The sequence below is a fragment of the Dyadobacter sp. HNCC25DJ187 genome (genome assembly GCF_056895255.1).
In genome coordinates this window covers 361,337-378,775 of the sequence record NZ_JBXHAT010000002.1, presented here as the reverse complement: position 1 = coordinate 378,775, position 17,439 = coordinate 361,337, and the positions used below count along the sequence as shown (strand labels likewise).

At 42.2% G+C, this 17,439-nt stretch carries 13 protein-coding genes; 9 read left to right on the top strand and 4 right to left on the bottom strand.

Going from position 1 to position 17,439, the window contains the following annotated elements; genetic code table 11:
• The first annotated feature begins 16 nt into the window (after positions 1–16).
• From AC1XUE_RS12635 to AC1XUE_RS12620, 4 genes are all read left to right on the top strand, one after another.
• Entirely contained in the window at positions 17–3,115 is a 3,099-nt protein-coding gene (locus tag AC1XUE_RS12635; protein ID WP_483356338.1) for an efflux RND transporter permease subunit, read from the top strand.
• Positions 3,116–3,163: 48 nt separating this feature from the next.
• Positions 3,164–4,492: a TolC family protein gene (locus AC1XUE_RS12630; RefSeq protein ID WP_483356337.1), complete on the top strand. Its 1,329-nt coding sequence runs from the start codon at positions 3,164–3,166 to the stop codon at positions 4,490–4,492.
• Positions 4,493–4,660: 168 nt separating this feature from the next.
• Positions 4,661–7,054, top strand: a complete 2,394-nt coding sequence (locus AC1XUE_RS12625; protein ID WP_483356336.1) for a TonB-dependent receptor domain-containing protein — start codon at positions 4,661–4,663, stop codon at positions 7,052–7,054.
• A gap of 48 nt (positions 7,055–7,102) precedes the next feature.
• Positions 7,103–7,933: a CvfB family protein gene (locus AC1XUE_RS12620; protein ID WP_483356335.1), complete on the top strand. Its 831-nt coding sequence runs from the start codon at positions 7,103–7,105 to the stop codon at positions 7,931–7,933.
• Positions 7,934–8,015: 82 nt separating this feature from the next.
• On the opposite strand, the gene AC1XUE_RS12615 is transcribed toward AC1XUE_RS12620, so the two are convergent.
• Together AC1XUE_RS12615 and AC1XUE_RS12610 are read right to left on the bottom strand one after the other, a co-directional pair.
• Entirely contained in the window at positions 8,016–9,338 is a 1,323-nt protein-coding gene (locus AC1XUE_RS12615) for an amidohydrolase family protein (protein WP_483356334.1), read from the bottom strand.
• Positions 9,339–9,389: 51 nt separating this feature from the next.
• Positions 9,390–12,413, bottom strand: coding sequence for an amidohydrolase family protein (locus AC1XUE_RS12610; RefSeq protein ID WP_483356333.1), 3,024 nt, complete (start codon positions 12,411–12,413; stop codon positions 9,390–9,392).
• A gap of 171 nt (positions 12,414–12,584) precedes the next feature.
• Between AC1XUE_RS12610 and AC1XUE_RS12605 the strand changes: the two genes are divergently transcribed.
• The 4 genes from AC1XUE_RS12605 (at position 12,585) to AC1XUE_RS12590 (ending at position 14,808) form a co-directional block, all read left to right on the top strand.
• Positions 12,585–12,872, top strand: coding sequence for a hypothetical protein (locus AC1XUE_RS12605; RefSeq protein ID WP_483356332.1), 288 nt, complete (start codon positions 12,585–12,587; stop codon positions 12,870–12,872).
• Positions 12,873–12,995: 123 nt separating this feature from the next.
• The gene (locus AC1XUE_RS12600; protein WP_483356331.1) at positions 12,996–13,625 is read left to right on the top strand and encodes a helix-turn-helix domain-containing protein; all 630 of its coding nucleotides are present in this window, start codon (positions 12,996–12,998) and stop codon (positions 13,623–13,625) included.
• Entirely contained in the window at positions 13,622–14,368 is a 747-nt protein-coding gene (locus AC1XUE_RS12595) for a DUF3307 domain-containing protein (RefSeq protein WP_483356330.1), read from the top strand. Before AC1XUE_RS12600 ends, AC1XUE_RS12595 begins: the two co-directional genes overlap by 4 nt.
• Positions 14,369–14,454: 86 nt before the next feature.
• A complete protein-coding gene (locus AC1XUE_RS12590; RefSeq protein WP_483356329.1) occupies positions 14,455–14,808 on the top strand; it encodes a hypothetical protein in 354 nt (117 codons plus the stop codon).
• 191 nt (positions 14,809–14,999) lie between these two features.
• Here AC1XUE_RS12590 and AC1XUE_RS12585 read toward each other — a convergent pair whose 3' ends face one another.
• Positions 15,000–15,476 (bottom strand): hypothetical protein, encoded by a 477-nt coding sequence (locus AC1XUE_RS12585; RefSeq protein ID WP_483356328.1) that lies wholly within the window; start codon positions 15,474–15,476, stop codon positions 15,000–15,002.
• A 233-nt stretch (positions 15,477–15,709) separates the two neighbouring features.
• Positions 15,710–15,937, bottom strand: a complete 228-nt coding sequence (locus AC1XUE_RS12580) for a hypothetical protein (protein ID WP_483356327.1) — start codon at positions 15,935–15,937, stop codon at positions 15,710–15,712.
• 404 nt (positions 15,938–16,341) lie between these two features.
• Between AC1XUE_RS12580 and AC1XUE_RS12575 the strand changes: the two genes are divergently transcribed.
• Positions 16,342–17,376, top strand: a complete 1,035-nt coding sequence (locus tag AC1XUE_RS12575; protein ID WP_483356326.1) for an LLM class flavin-dependent oxidoreductase — start codon at positions 16,342–16,344, stop codon at positions 17,374–17,376.
• Positions 17,377–17,439 lie beyond the last annotated feature (63 nt).

Sequence of the window (17,439 nt, the reverse complement as noted above, 5' to 3'; positions counted from 1 at the left end):
CCCTGAAACCAGCAATATGAATATTTCAGAATTATCATTGAAACGGCCGGTACTGGCTGTGGTTATGAACCTGCTCATCATCCTGTTTGGTGTGGTGGGCTACAACTTTCTTTCTCTGCGCGATTACCCCGCCATTGACCCTCCGGTCGTAAACGTACGTACAAGCTACGTGGGAGCCAATGCGGATATCATTGAAAGCCAGATCACCGAACCGCTCGAAAAAAGCATCAACGGTATTCCCGGGATCAAAACGATCAGCTCTTCCAGCCAGGTTGGGACGAGTAATATTACTGTGGAATTTAATCTGGAGGCGGATCTTGAAGCTGCTGCCAATGATGTGCGCGACAAGGTAAGCCAGGCACAGCGTAACCTGCCACAGGACATTGACGCTCCCCCCGTTGTGAGCAAAGCGGATGCAAATAGTGATTTCATTCTTTTGCTCGCGGTGCAAAGTCCTTCGAAGGGGATCCTCGAACTAAGTGAATACGCAGAAAACGTTTTGCAACAGAGTCTGCAGACGATTGATGGTGTGAGTGCGATCAACATATTTGGCCAGAAAAGATATGCGATGCGGATATGGCTGGATGCTGACAAGATGAATTCTTACAATGTTTCCTTCAATGATATCAGTAGTACACTCAGTGCTGAAAACGTGGAGTTGCCTGCCGGTAAAATATACGGGGCGAATACCGAACTTACTATTCGCACGATGGGCCGTTTGACTTCGGAAAAAGAGTTTTCTGATCTGGTGATTAAGGATGACAGCACTGGGATTGTGCGTCTTGGCAACGTTGCGAAGGTGGAGCTGGGGCCTGAAAACGAAGAGCAGAGCTGGAAATATAACGGCGTGCTGGCGGTAGGTCTTGCAGTAATTCCGCAGCCGGGAGCTAACTATGTAAATATCTCAGAAGAGTTTAATAAGCGTCTGGCCGAAATTCAGAAATCCAATAAATCAGATATCACGTTCAGTGTATTAGTTGATAACACAAGACTGGTAAAGCAATCGATTGAAGAGGTAGAGGAAACCCTTCTGATATCTTTCGGTTTGGTTGTGATCGTGATTCTCTTTTTCTTCCGGAGCATATTGGTGGCGATACGTCCATTGATTGATATTCCTATCTCTCTTGTGGCTACATTCTTTGTGATGTACCTGTGTGGTTTCTCTATCAATATTCTTACGCTACTCGGTATCGTACTGGCTACAGGACTTGTGGTAGATGATGGAATTGTAGTAACAGAAAACATTTTCAGAAAGCTTGAAAGTGGTCTTAACATTCGTCAGGCTGCACTGGAAGGTAGTAAGGAAATATTTTTTGCTGTTATTTCTACGTCCTTAACGCTGGCAGTTGTGTTTCTTCCCGTTATTTTCCTGGAAGGGTTTGTAGGTAGTCTTTTCCGTGAATTCGGTATTGTGGTTGCTTCGGCTGTATTAATTTCAGCGTTTGTATCACTTACTATTACGCCGGTACTGAATGTAGTACTAAATAGAAAAAAATCAGGACATGGATGGTTCTATGATAAAACGGAGCCCTTCTTCACTGGTATGGAAGATGGTTACAACCGTCTGCTCAAAGGCTTCATGAATGTACGGTGGATGGCCTGGGTTGTGGTTTTGGCTTGTGGTGTATTGATGTATTTTACCTACACCAATTTACAAAGTGAGCTGGCTCCAATGGAAGACCGAAACAGTATTCGTCTGAATATGACGGCACCGGAAGGAACAAGCTTTGATCAGATGCAGCGAATTTCTAATGAGGTCGTGGATTATCTCAATGATTCTATTCCAGAGAAATCTTTTACATTCTCATCAACACCCGGATTTGGCGGATCAGGTGTGAACAGTGGTATGGGGCGTATTGGTCTGGTACCCGCTGACCAGCGAATCCGTAGCCAGAATGATATTGCGATGGTGATTAACAAAAAATTACCTCAGTTCAACGATGCCCGAATTTTTGCAACTCAGGAACAGACGATTGCTGTAGGTTCTGGTTCCCGTGGTGGACTGCCCGTTCAGTTCGTTCTACAGAATCTTGATTTTGAAAAGCTTTCAGAAGTCTTGCCCAAGTTCCTTGAAGAAGCCCGTAAAGATCCTACGTTCCAGAACGTAGATGCCAACCTGAAATTCAATAAACCTGAGGTTCGTCTTACCGTCGATCGTTTGAAAGCAAAAGACCTGGGACTATCAACAACGGATGTTGCTGCCACGATTCAATCAGCATTCAGTGGAAGACGCCTTGCTTATTTCATCATGAATGGTCAGCAGTATCAGGTGATCGGGCAAGTTGAGCGCACGGAACGTAGCCAGCCGGCAGATATTTCTAAATTATATGTGCGTAATAACAGAGGCGAAAGCATTCCACTAACGGCGGTGGTGCATATGGAGGAAGAAAGTGGTCCGCCAACAATATATCACTACAACCGCTACAAAAGTGCGACCGTATCTGCTTCACTGGTTGAAGGTAAAACGGTGGGAGATGGTGTCGTAGCCATGCAGGCTATTGGTGCCCGATTATTGGATGAGACGTTCCAATCTTCGTTAACCGGCCCTTCCCGCGATTTCCAAGAAAGCTCTTCGAATACAAGTTTTGCGTTCGGTCTTGCGCTTCTGTTGGTTTATCTGGTACTGGCTGGTCAGTTCGAGAGCTTTACGGATCCGTTCATCATCATGATTACAGTACCTCTTGCATTGGCGGGGGCACTGTTAAGTCTGTATATGTTTAATCTTACGATCAATATCTTCTCGCAAATCGGGATGATCATGCTGATCGGTCTGGTTACCAAAAATGGTATTTTGATTGTAGAGTTTGCTAATCAGAAGCGTGAACACGAGGGTATGCAGCGAATGGAGGCAGCGATTGAATCAGCCACACAGCGTCTTCGTCCTATTTTGATGACCAGTCTGGCTACGGCGTTTGGTGCGTTACCTATTGCGCTTAGTTTGGGAGCTGCTGCAACAAGCCGTGTGCCACTTGGGGTAGTAATTGTGGGAGGGCTTACTTTTTCATTGGTACTTACTCTTTTCGTAATTCCTGCTGTTTACACATTCATTTCCCCAAAGCATAATAAAAAGTCGGAGGAGCAAAAAATGGACGAAGAAATAGCATTGATGAGCTAAGCATCTTCCTAAACAAAATATTTATAAAAATAACTATTGGTTTTATTCATGAACCCACGTGCAATTTTGAATGGTGTATCAAGTGTATTGATGACGTTGTTAATGATTTCTGTGCAGTCATTCGGCCAGGCTGCTGACAGTCTCAGGCTTACATTGGATCTGGCTATTGCAACGGCATTGAAAAATAGCCTTGAAATCCAGATCGCTAAGAACAATGTTGAAGCGAATACACTTTTTAATCACTATGGGATTGCCGGAGGGTTGCCAGTTATCGCCGCAACACTTTCCAATACCGAACAGATTACGGATGTAAATCAAAAACTAAATACAGGTGTAGAGATCAGTAGAAAAGGAGCTGTTGGAAATAATACGCAGGCAGGACTATCCGCCGGTATTTTGCTTTACAATGGTAATAGGGTGGTATCTACTAAAAAGCGTCTTGCTGAGCTGCAATACCAGAGTGCAGAATTCCTGAATTCTCAAATTCAGAATACAATAGCTGATGTTCAAACAAGTTATTATGATGTAGTCCGACAGCTGAGTTATGTGAATACTCTCAAGACTTCGATTGCTGCCTCTCAGCAGCGTCTTGACATTCTGAAGGTCAGGAAAGAAGCGGGGATGGCTAATAATGCAGACATCTTTCAGGCGCAGATTGATTTGAATACGACCAGCCAGACATTGCAAAATCAGCAGATGATAGCTGAGGTTGCTAAAACTGAACTTCTCAGACTCCTGACCCTGGACGTACAAACACCAGTTTCCATTCAGGATACGATTACTGTTGACAACAACATGACCATTGACGCTGTTTTGGATAGGCTTCCGGTAAATGCTGACATCAAGGCAGCTGACCATCAGGTGCGCATTAATCAACTGATTGTAAAAGAAACTGCGGCGCTTCGTTATCCAACGGTCCGCCTTAATACTGCCTACAACTACTCTCGTAACCAGAGTGGTGCCGGATTTACACTTTTGAATCAAACGAACGGGCCGAATGCAGGAATCAGTGTTGCGGTTCCTATATACAATGGTGGCATTTTCAAACGTCAGCAAAAGGTTGCTGAAATCAATACCACCAATGCCGAAATTCAAAAAAATACGGTTTTGAGGGATTATTCTTCGGAGGCAGTCAAAATGTTTCAAACCTACAGGAGCTCACTTGAACAGCTGGAAATTCAGAAGCAGAACTTTGAATTAAGCAAGCAGCTGCTTGATCTTACATTGCAACGTTTTCAACTAATTCAAGCCACCATTATCGATGTACGAGAAGCACAGAGAAGTTTCGAAGATGCAGGTTATCGTATGATCAATATTAACTACGCTGCCAAAGCTGCTGAAATTGAGTTGAAAAGATTAGGTAATACGTTAGAGTAGGCATGTTGGCATTTCGTTATTCACTCTATCGCAATGTCGTTGACTGGCGTATTTTATAAGAAAACTTAAAATCTCGTTAAACCTTCGGTACGTTTTTTTGTCCAAACGACTTAATTTCTGATGTATCCCAATCCGATTTGGATGAGATACGAAAAAAATTGGTTCGTTATGAAAATTCTATTGCTACCCCTAACCTTTGTTATCCTGTCGTTTGGTAAATTATATGCACAACAGGATGCAATCATTTCCGGAAAACTTCTCGACGCGGACAAAAATCCGGTTTTGTTTGCCAATGTAGCTCTGTTTAACAGTGCTGATTCTACACTTGCAGGAGGACTGGCATCTGACGAAAACGGGGTTTTTAAAATACCAGCCAAACCGGGCAACTATTACCTCAGAATTTCATATCTCGCAATGGCCGAGAAGATTGTCCCCAACGTCAAAGTGGTTGCGGGTAATATTGACCTGGGTAATATTTCACTTAAAGCGGATGCGCAGGTACTTGAAGAACTGGTGGTGAAGGGAGAGAAAAGCCAGATGGAACTGCAACTGGATAAAAGGGTATTCAATATAGGAAAAGATTTGAGTAATATCGGAGGAAATGCTTCCGATGTGCTCAATAATATGCCATCGGTAACGGTGGATGTGGATGGTAATGTAGCATTGCGGGGAAGTGGTAATGTTCGGATTCTGATAGATGGAAAACAGTCCGGTATGGTAGGGCTTAACCCTGCCGAAGCACTCAAACAAATACCTGCTGATCTGATTGAAAGTATTGAAATTATAACAAATCCTTCTTCAAGGTACGACGCGGAAGGGGAAGTAGGTATTCTTAATATTGTTATGAAAAAGAATATCCGGTATGGTCTGAACGGATCATTTACCGGTACACTTGGGTATCCTGCCAACCTGGGAGGATCTTTCAATATTAATTACCGCAAAGAGAAGGTGAATCTGATTGCCAGTTACGGACACCTTTACCGGGAAGGACCAGGGCGTGGTACATCTCGACAGGAGTACACCAGCGCTGATACAAGCTTTGTTTATGAGCAAAGAACTAACAGAACACGGGGAGGCTATTCTAATAACTTCATGGTTGGAATGGATTACTTTCTGAATAAACACAATACACTTACCGGAACGCTTTCGTACCGGAACTCACAAAATTCTAACAGTTCACGTCTGGAATACCGGGATTTCGATTTTAATAATAATCTTACCAGAACGGTCATCAGAACTGAGGATGAAAGTGAGCCGCGAACCAACATTGAAGCTGCACTTAGTTATAGAAAGACATTTGATAAAAAAGGGCAGAGTCTGAGCTTCGATGCTAAGTATATTATCAGCGATGAGACAGAAGCTTCGCGCTACAATGAGGGAAGTGTTGGAGAAGAAAATAGTCTTGTACAGCGATCTTTCAATACTGAGGATGAAAAAAACTGGCTTTTTCAACTGGATTATATTCATCCCTTCGCCAAAAACGGAAAGCTGGAAGCTGGTCTGAAAAGTAGTACAAGGCTGCTTGATAACGATTTCTCGGTGCATCAGCAAAATGCACAAATGAACTGGATCATTCTACCTGACTTTGACAATCGCCTAGCTTATGATGAGAAGATTCACGCGGCGTATTTAATGGCCAGCAATCAATTTGGTAAATTCTTTATTCAGGGAGGTCTGCGCGGGGAGTATTCTGACATCCTTACCGAGCTTAAAAAGACCAGTCAGGTAAACCACCGAAAATATTTCAATTTGTTTCCCAGTCTTCATTTATCTTACAAGCTTGAAGATGCTCAAACGCTACAGTTAAGCTACAGCTACAGGCTAAGTCGTCCGGGTTTCCGTGACTTGCTTCCTTTTTCCAGCTTTAGCGATTCACGTGTTTTTCGATCGGGAAATCCTCTGCTGAATCCGGAGTTTACGCATTCTTTTGAAGCAGGACATTTGTTGAATATGGAAAAAGGGTCACTGTTGTCCAGTGTATATTACCGTCGCAGATTGGGTGTGGTTGAGAATATAACAACTGTAGATTCTACCGGTTTTACCCGTATAATGCCTGTCAATCTATCTACAGGAAATGCTTATGGTATGGAATTTAACCTTACTTATGATCCATTTAATTGGTGGAAATGGACTGCCAATGCGAATCTTTTCAGAGCGGTGAATGAAGGCGTCTATGCTGACCAGGAATTGCGTAGTGATACATACACATGGAACGGCCGCGTTTCGTCACGTGTCACTTTGTTTAAGAACATTGATTTTCAGTCCTCTTTCAACTATCGCGCTCCGCGCCGTACAACTCAGGGAAGAGACCTTTCTCAATATTTCATTGATCTAGGTTTGTCCAGGGATATATTGAAAGGGAATGGTACGATAACTGCCAGTGTACGCGATTTGATGAATTCCAGAATGCAAAGACGTATTGTTGAAAATGCAGGATACTATTCCAGGTCTGACTTTCAATGGCGTGCCCGACAGTTTATTGTTACTTTTTCCTATCGATTGAACCGTTCGAAGGAGAAAGAACGTGCGGATAGCAGAGATGACGTGGGGGATGAACAATGATTCTAACCGCTAAACTGCTACCTTTGCAGCTTAACATAGGAAAAGAAAATGCTCTTTATAGGAAAATACAATCTGCTTACCATTGAAAGGGTAACCAGTGTCGGAATGTTTTTAAGTGAGGTAGAAGGGGAAGAAGTGCTTCTGCCAAATCAATATCTGACGGATGAAATGCAGGTAGGAGATACCATTCGGGTTTTCGTGTACCTGGATTCTGAGGACAGACCGGTTGCTACAACAGAAACACCAAAAATCGTTCGTAACGAGTTTGCGTTTCTGGAAGTAAAGGATGTTTCTGAATATGGTGCTTTTCTTGACTGGGGTCTGATTAAAGACTTGTTTGTTCCATTTCGCGAGCAGAGCGTTCCGATGGAAATAGGAGAGTGGCATGTCGTATTTTTATATCTTGATCAAAAGTCCTCTCGCCTTATTGCCTCTACGAAAATTGACCGTTTTCTTGAAAATGAACGATTGAGCGTTCAGGAAGGTGATGAAGTGGATTTGCTTGTATGGCAAAAAACGGATCTGGGCTATAACGCGATCGTCAATCAGTACCATAAAGGATTGATCTATGGCAATGAGGTATTCAGAGATTTGAAAGTAGGTGATGCGATCAAAGGGTATGTCAAAAAGATCAGGCCTGAAAACAAGCTGGATATTAGTTTGCAAAAAGCAACTGTGGAGCAGATTGAGCCAAGTGCGCAGCAAATACTTGCAGAACTGAAAAAGGCTGGTGGCTTTCTGAATTTGTCCGACGGAAGTTCTCCGGAAGATATTTACAAAGTATTCCAGGTAAGCAAGAAGGTGTTTAAGAAAGCCATTGGTGGACTATATAAACAAGGTATTATTCGTATCGGTGATGACGGAATTCACTTGCTTTAACGCATCTATCAGTGCGATAAATAAAATTGGCCCTGCCGGAAATTTCCAGCAGGGCCAATTTTATTGTAGACTATTCAATGGGCTATTTTTTGCCATATTTATCTTTATACTTTTCATAAAGACGTTTCTGTTTGTCATCCAGATTGACCTTTCCACCTTTGATGAAAACCATCTCTACATCATTCCCACGCATATCCAGGATATCGCCCTGAGACACAAGCAGAGATGCATGCTTTCCTTTTTCCAGTGTACCGATTTGTTTGTCAGCACCAATGATCTCTGCAGCATTACGGGTAATGAACTGTAGTGCTTCTTCACTGGTAATGTTTCCGAATCCGGAAGATGTACCAGCTAAAAATGCAAGGTTACGGGTTCTCCACCATTCATCAGCATAGGTTACAGCTACTTTAACACCTGCTTTGTGCAGCAGGCCTGGCAGCTCGTAGGGAAGATATACATTCTCATCTACGCGCCCGGGAAGACGGTGTGTCGGATTTAAAACGACTGGTATTTGATTCTCTTTAAGAAATGAAACTACTTTGTAAGACTCATCTCCACCGACAATTACAATTTTTTGCACGCCGATAGCCTTCGCAAATTTCACAGATTCAACAATATCTTTTGCATAATCCGCACGGATATAAAGATTTGTTGAGCCATTGAATAAAGGTTTCATTGCCGCCAGACGCAAGTTCACCGGTGATGGACCTTTCAAGTCGGCATACGCTTTTGCATCCGCAAATACGGCGCTGAATTTATCAATCACTTCCTGGCGCTTCTCATTGCGTTTCATCGATACCGAGAAATCTTCAAAATTGAAACTTCTTGCCAGAAACGATGGCCAGTTGATCCAGATTCCATCATCTTTTTTCAATACAGCATCTTCCCAGTTCCATCCGTCAGTATAGAAAACAGACGATGATCCTGAGATAATACCGCCTTGGGGAACCGCCTGAGACAACAAAATACCGTTTCCTCTGAGCGTAGGTATAACTTCTGAGTCAGTATTGTAAGCTACCAGAGATCTGATATGCGGATTGATATCACCCACTTCGTTGAAATCCAACGTGGCACGTACAGATGCGATTTCCTGAATACCAACTGTGGTGTTTAATGAAATAATACCAGGGAAAATGTGTTTTCCCTTTACATCGATTATTTCTGCTCCGGAAGTACTTCCTGTGCCGGCTGGTCCAACCTGTGTAATAATTCCCTTGTCGAAAGCGATCACACCGTTCTCAATCACCTGGCCATTACCGGTATGGATCGTAGCGCCGGTCAATACGATTGGTCTGGACTGTGCAGCTGCAGGTGCCGGGTTCTGGGCATTTGTAAAATGCGCTGTGAGTGCCATCATTGCAGCGAATATGGCCCGGTTGAATATATTGTTTTTCCTTTTTGTCATCGTTGTATTTTTAACGGAAAGATTTTTAATAACCTTGTTCCTGAAAGCTGATTATTTTTCCTCAGCATGCTCGGCATGAACACCTACGATATCTTCGCAATGCCACATTCTTGGCTGCGCTCCCTGCGGACGTTGTGTCGGTTTTCCTTCTGCTTTATCGCTAAGCATTTTCTGGATCAATCTTTCACGTTCTACCGCCATGGTCTTTTGCTTTTCCTCATCCTTTTTGCGGTCAAAGTAAACGGTACCCTCAATCATGGTGAAGTCAGGACGCGCGTACACGGAAAGCGGATTGGCGTTCCATAGAACCAGGTCAGCATCCTTACCTGTTTTTACACTCCCCAGTTTATCATCCACACGAAGCAGCTTGGCAGGGTTAAGCGTTACCATTTTCCATGCATCTTCTTCGGGTACACCGCCGTATGTTACAGTTTTAGCCGCTTCCTGGTTAAGTCTGCGGGCCATTTCTGCATCATCCGAGTTAATTGCTACCGTTACACCCTCGTGATACATCAGTGCAGCATTGTAAGGTATAGCTTCTTTTACCTCCATCTTATATGCCCACCAGTCAGCGAAAGTAGATCCGCCGATGCCTCTTTGCTGCATTTTATCTGCCAGTTTGTAACCTTCCAGAATATGGGTGAATGTATTGATTCTGAATTTCAGAGAATCCGCAACACTCATCAGCATATTAATTTCAGATTGTACATAGGAGTGACAGGTGATAAACCTTTCGTTTGCCAGGATTTCTGCCAGTGCATCAAGTTCGAGATCTCTTCTCGGCGCTATTCCGGATTTCTTGGCATTATAGGTTTTCCAGTTTTGCGCGTATTCTTTGGCTCTGATGAAGTGATCATAAAATACCTGCTCTACACCCATTCTGGTTTGAGGGAAACGTACGCGCGCCACATCACCCCAGTTGGACTGTTTTACATTCTCACCCAAAGCAAATTTGATTGTTTTGGCCTGAGGAATCAGCATCTCCGACTGGTTAGCTCCCCATTTCAGCTTAATCAATGCACTTTGACCGCCGATAGAGTTAGCCGATCCGTGAAGCAGATGAGAGGTAGTAACACCTCCGGCAAGCTGGCGGTAAATATTTACGTCATCAGGATTGATTACATCGCTCATTCTTACTTCGGCTGAGCTGGTTTGCCCGCCTTCGTTAATCGTAAACAATGCAATATGAGAGTGTTCGTCAATAATACCTGTAGTAAGGTGCTTTCCGGTACCATCTATTGTTTTTGCTCCGGATGGTGCTGAAAGGGATTTGCCGATTTTAGTGATCTTGCCATTTTGCACTAACACGTCAGTCCCTTGCAGAATACCTTCTTTCTCATTGGTCCAAACTGTTGCGTTTTTGATCAGTACAGTTTCAGATTTTGGAAGTTCTTCATTTCCGAAACCTGTAAACGGATATACAATTTTACCCGTTTCTGCCAGTTTTTTAGCTGCTGAATCTTTAGGCACAGTGGCTGTATACTTTTCAGAAAGCGATGCTGACCATGGAACTACGTTTCCGTTTGGTAATACACCTTCACCGATAAGTCCGTTGCCGGTAAACCAACCTGTAAGACGAATGTTTTCCTGACGCTTTTTGTTTGGCTGATAGGTAAGTGTCAGTAGCTCATTGGTTAACACTGCTTTCGGCGTAATCTTTAAAGTATCCTGAAGAATAACTTTATATTCGGGCTTTTCTATTGTTCCCGAAATCTGGATTTTGCCTGTTGGCTGGTTGTTGATTGACAGTGTATAAGTTCCCCGAGGATCTGTAGCGTTCAGTGGGGCGATAATGAATTTTTTGCCTTGTACCCAGTTTTCATAGATAACATTATCCTTACTGAACAGGTCTGTAGATGTGATCAGGAAGTTGGCAAGCAGGCCTGCTTTCAGGCTTCCTACCTGGCCTTCGGCTTTGATCAGGCTTGCAGGAAGAGTAGTTAAAGCTTCAAGTGCCTTTTCTTTTGGTAGACCGTATTCTACCGCGGTTCTGAGATTCTTCCAAAAATCACTTTTGTTTTTCAGGCCTGCAGCCGTAAATGTAAAGGGTATTGCTGCTTTAGCAACTTCGGAAGCATTTTTAGGAGCAAGTTCCCAATGCTTAAGTTGGGTGATGCTTACCAAATCTGCGTCCCATGGATCTGCTACATCGTAAGCTTCAGGAAATTGCAGAGGCAAAATAAGCGGAGCCTTGGTTGCTTTGATTTCATCCAGGCGTTGGTACTCATCTCCACCTCCACGAATGATGTATTGCACGCCAAACTCATCACCGATTTTGTCGGCACGCAGTACGCTATACTTGTCATTGGTTTCAAAGATGGAAGGAAGGCCTTTCAGGTTATTGAAAGCATCAAGAGAAAGATTTTTTTCTTGTGTTTTTCCACTTTTCCCATACCACTCAGCATCGTAATAATTTTGACGCAGTAAAGCGACAATCCCCATGCCCGAAGAGGGATAAGTCTGTGTGGAAGTTCCTTTACTGAAAGAGAAGTGAGCGGATGCTTTTCCATTGATAATCGCTTTGTTCGCAGATTCATCTGTAAGCGTCAGCAGTGTACCGCTTCCTCTTACAATGCCATCGTGGGAATGACTTAGAACCGTACCGAATCCGATTTTACGAAGGTCCTCCGCTTTTTTTGCGTCAGGAGTGAAAAGCTGTGCTGCTTCATTTTCAGGTTGAATTGCCTGGTTCCATCCGAACGCACCTTTTTTGTTTGATTCGAGCTGAGGAGTTGGTCTTCCACCGCCTGCGCGGCGTTCTGTTTTAACTTCAGGCATACCATAATCCGAATCGAGATCGATCAGAGATGGATAAATGTACTTGCCTTTCAGGTCAATTACCACTGTCCCGGTTGGGATCTTAACCTGTTTGCTTACTTCGCGAATCAGTCCGTTTTCGATCAGTAATGTTCCATTCTGGATTGTAGTTTTGGAGTCTACTACAATGTTGGCATTGGTGAATGCATAACGGCCTGAGCGTTCGTCATAAGCTCCGTTTCTCGGGAAAGTTTCCTGTCCGTACGACAGTACACTTACGGTTAGAAAGGCCATTACCGTTGATAATCGTTTCATCATATGGTGTTGGTTTATAAATATAATCAGTGTTACAATATACAATGAAAAATATAAAGAATCCGTGTTACAGCAGCAGTTCGGGAGAACATACAATTGCCCCGTGGAATTTTTATGTATCTTGGTTTTTTTGCATCTTGTGCAGCTTCTTACAACTGTTTTTCAGAATTTATCATGACATTCGAACAATTTTCAAAATCACTTTCTTTGGATACTCCACCAGCTGACATGCCGGTTTTGTTACAGGCATTATGGTACGATGGAAAAGGAGATTGGGAGTCAGCTCATAATATTGCACAAAGCCGGGAAGGTACCAAAAGCTACGATCGCCTGCATGCTTATCTTCATCGGGTTGAAGGTGATGAGTGGAACGCCGGATACTGGTATCGCCGCGCAGGAGTAAAGATTTATGAAGGTCCTCTTAAAGATGAGTGGGCTGAACTGGTTCAAGGCTTGCTTTGATAGGTAGTGAATGTATAAGTCAAAAAGCTTATATTTACAAGTTATAAGTCTTTTGTCTTATAATATTCTTGCATAAGGTTTTTGTATTATATTCTAATCTATGATGAATATTTGGACGAAATTATGATCGCTGTTATTACTGCTGACATGGTGAATTCCACCAAATTTCCTCGAGCTGATGTGATTCAGTGGTTAAATGAACTTATTGAAGGGCTGAGCTCAAACGCTGATTTTAACTGGATTTTACGACCAGAGATTTACCGGGGAGATAGCTTTCAGGCGGTTTTGAAAACACCTGATGATGCTTTGAAAGTGGCTGTACTGTCCAGAGCACTTTTTCGAACGCATGACGGTAACACGGACTTGCGCATCGCAATAGGTATTGGGAGAGGGGAAGAGATGACAGCACATACGGGTACATCAGATGGAGAAGCTTTTAGATTGTCTGGTCATTTGGCAGATCATATCCGGAAGCAAAAGGCCAGAATCGGTGTTGCGTTACCCACGCCTGCATTAGCTCTTGATGCGACACTGGATTTACTGGAAACAATTATTGAAGATTGGACAATTGCTCAAAGTGAAGTCGTTGCTGCTATAATGATGCAGCGTAGTGTAACCAAAATTGCAGAGCACTTAGCTATAAGCCAGCCTGCTGTTAGTCAAAGACTATCCTCTGCAAAATGGTGGGCAGTAAACAGTTTTCTTGAAGCTTTCCCGGAGCAAATAGATTTATACTTCAAAAAAATGCCATGAAAGAATTCCTCCTGCTACTACTGGCTCATATACTAGCTGACTTTTACTGGCAACCAACGCGCTGGGTAGAAGACAAAAAAGTCAGGTCGTTTCGCTCACCCTATTTGTATATGCATACAGGAGTAGTGACAATATCTTCATATATTTTTCTAAGTTACTGGACCAATCCGTTTCCGGCATTAGCAATTGGTGTAATGCATACCATGATTGATATTGCTAAAATTGAATTTGATAAAAGAGGGTCAGCTATCTGGTTTGTTACTGACCAGCTCGCACATATTATTACCATTACTCTGGTAGCGGTGTGGCTAACAAGTACAGTTACGATCAGTACAGATCTGTTTAAAACATGGTTATATACTCCAAAGGTACTGGCACAATTGTCGGGAGCTCTGCTGTGCTTATCCCCGGTATCTTTTCTGGTTGGTATTCTGACCAGACCGTGGCGAGATGAGCTGAATGCGTTAATGCCGGATGCGAATGATAATCTGGCTAATGCAGGCAGGTGGATCGGAATTTCAGAACGTCTGTTAATCTTTATCTTTGTAATTGCAGGACAATTCTCAGCGATTGGTTTCCTGATCGCTGCGAAGTCTTTATTGAGATATAACGATAAAAGCGCAACAGGTGACATTCCGCCAGCCTACATCAGTAAAAAATCGGAATATGTGCTGGTCGGAACATTGATGAGTTATACATGTGCTATTATCATTGCAATGGCTGCCAAAATGTTTTACCCATAAGTCAATTAAAAAGTTAATAACCATTTTCAGTGATTAAACCCTCCTGGCTATTCAAGCTCTAAACAAAGTACCTAAATTTTAAAACCATGAAGAAAATATTGATTGCAGTCGTTTTAACTTTTGCGGGATTAACTTTGTATGCTCAGCGTCCCGATAATAACAGAACACCGGAGCAGCGGGCTGAAGCACAAACCAAATCACTTACGGAAAGCCTTCAACTGAATGAAGAGCAGCAAAGGCAGATTTATACCTTAAATCTGGACAGGATGAAGCAAATGGCTGAGATGAGAGCGAGTGGTACACCGGATAGAGAAAAAATGAGAGCTTCTATGGAGGCTTACAATGTATCGGTCAACAAGGTGCTCACTTCTGAGCAGCAAGAAATCTACAAAAAAGAGACTGAGCAGCGCAGGCAAGGAGAAAGGCGCCGTAATAACTAATCCTGAGTTCAGATTAAGCGGACCACCTTAAACGAGATTTGAGGTGGTACCCTTAATGTTACTTTTTCACTATTTCTAATTGTTAATGGAATCGCCTTGTTTAAAATTGGGTTTCCGGAAATAGGAATGTGTTTCTTAAAAGTAAAAAAGGGAAGCTGCAAATTGACTGCAACTTCCCTTTTTTTATTTTGTTATTGTTCAGTAGCAGGAACTGCTTTTTTACGTCCGCGTGGTTTTCCTGTGTATTCAGGTTTTGGAGCAGAGCTAATCAATTCAAGTTCAAAGCCATTAATACCATCTTCGTAAGTGAACGAATTTATACTAAAGGTATATTTAGTGCTATCAAAATCAATACCACCCTTCTTAAGGATAAATGCTAATGGAATAACAAAACCTCTACCCGCTTTTTCAAAAGCAAAAGTATCGTTTTGCTCTTCGGATGGAAGTAGGTAAAGCGATTTTAATTTTCTTTTCCCTTCCTGAGTTCCAATTTTAAAATGAGCAGAATCCGCTTTTATTGCAAGTTCGGCCAATGATGCTGTAGGAAATACAAGCTTACCTGTAGCTGAAATATAACCTGTTGGAGCCTCTTTTGATTTAGCTTTTGACTTAGTAACTTCAGGAGTATTTTCCTGAGGAGTGAAAAACTTAATGTTTTTACTTTTCATTTATCAAGATAGTTCTATGTGGATTATTTGAGACAAATTTAGCCACTATTTTTAATTTAATAATTTATTGACGCATTTATTTAATTATCCTTCTGCTAATCATAATCTCATGATGCAAAACAAAAGATTTGAGAGATTAAAATTTGTACTATCATACACTTACTGTCGGAATCTGATAAATCAATAAATCCAAAAAATGTATCCTGTATAGCAGCTTGAGTAATTACACAGAACTACAGTATCACCATGATGTCCGCGTTGGGGTTTTTATCACGATCAATATATTCCCAATGAGTAATTTGATGTTCAGGGAAAATATTAGCTAAGTCATCCGTTCCTTTTCCGTCTGTGGTATCAACAAAGGATTTTAGAATTTCCCTGTAAATACCCTCTCTCTGTGTTCCGTCTTTGTCCGTAAACCTTACTTGTTTATGATCGGCCGGCATCGTTATATTTTCCATATTTCTATCAGTTTGGTCTAAGGTAATAATATAAAAATGATGCCTGAGAACTGGATGTCTTTGTAATTCTTAATAGATTAGCGCTATTTCGTAAAATCGATAGTAATTCTATGATGCTACTCCATATCGTCGAATGTGTAGAATGTCTGATTAATTTGTTTTGATAGAATATTAATTTATTAATTATTTTTTGGTTAATCTGTGCCCAAGAATCAATTAACAACTTAACAGCCGAAAATGGAAGTTTGGTAATTCTGAGAAGTACAGATATCTGTAATTTCAGAATATGATGTGCGTATTATTACTTAACGACAAGGGAATTCATATAAGAAAAATATTGTCATTAGTAAAACATAGGAAGATGTATATCTTGCCATATAAGTCGAATCAATATTAATGGTCTTATGGAAATTGGAATAAGCATGTTTGGAGATCTGGCATTCAACCGCTCCACAAATTCGTTTCAACCTGCTCAACAGCGGATACAGCAAATACTGGAAGAAATAAAACTGGCTGATGAGGTCGGACTGGATGTATTCGGTATAGGCGAACATCATCGACCGGATTTTTCAGTTTCAAGTCCAGAAATTATCCTTGCAGCTGCGGCAGGAATCACTAAAAATATTAAACTTACAAGCTCGGTAACGGTGCTGAGTTCAACAGATCCTGTACGCGTTTATCAGAATTTCTCTACCTTGGATCTGATTTCCAATGGTCGTGCTGAAATTACTGTAGGAAGAGGAAGTTTTATAGAATCTTTTCCACTGTTCGGATATAATCTGAATGACTATGCCGGGCTCTTTACCGAGAAACTGGAGTTACTTCTGGCTATAAATAAAAATGACGTCATTACCTGGAAAGGGAAATTTCGTGCAGCTTTGGTGGAACAGCAGGTATTACCTCGTGCAGTTGATAATAACTTGGATGTATGGATAGCTGTTGGTGGTACTCCCGAATCCGTTGTACGAGCCGCTCGCCTGGGATTGCCACTTATCGTTGCTATTATAGGTGGGATGCCAAGGCAGTTTCAACCGTTTTTTCAGCTTTACAAAGAAGAATACCTGAAAGCCGGGCATGATCCTTCCCAGATGCAATTGGCCACGCATTCTCACGGTTTGATAGGAGATGATGCGCAGGAAACGTCGGATCGTTATTTCCCTCATTATGCTGATCAGATGAATCGTATTGGCAGAGATAGAGGATGGTCACCGTATACCAAAGACCAGTTTGAAGGAGGGAGAGGGAAAGAAGGGGCATTGTTTGTAGGAGATGCAGCTCAGGTAACAGATAAGATTCTTTACCATCAGGAGTTGTTCGGGCTCACAAGATTTTTACTTCACGTGGATGTAGGAGCGCCTTCGCATAAAGATCTGATGCGCACTATTGAGCTGCTCGGCACCAAGGTAAAGCCGGCAGTAGATAAGGCGCTTGCAAAATAGATCATTGCTGACAAATGGCTTGCTGCATAAGCATAGCGGCTATGTTACACTCTGGTAACATAG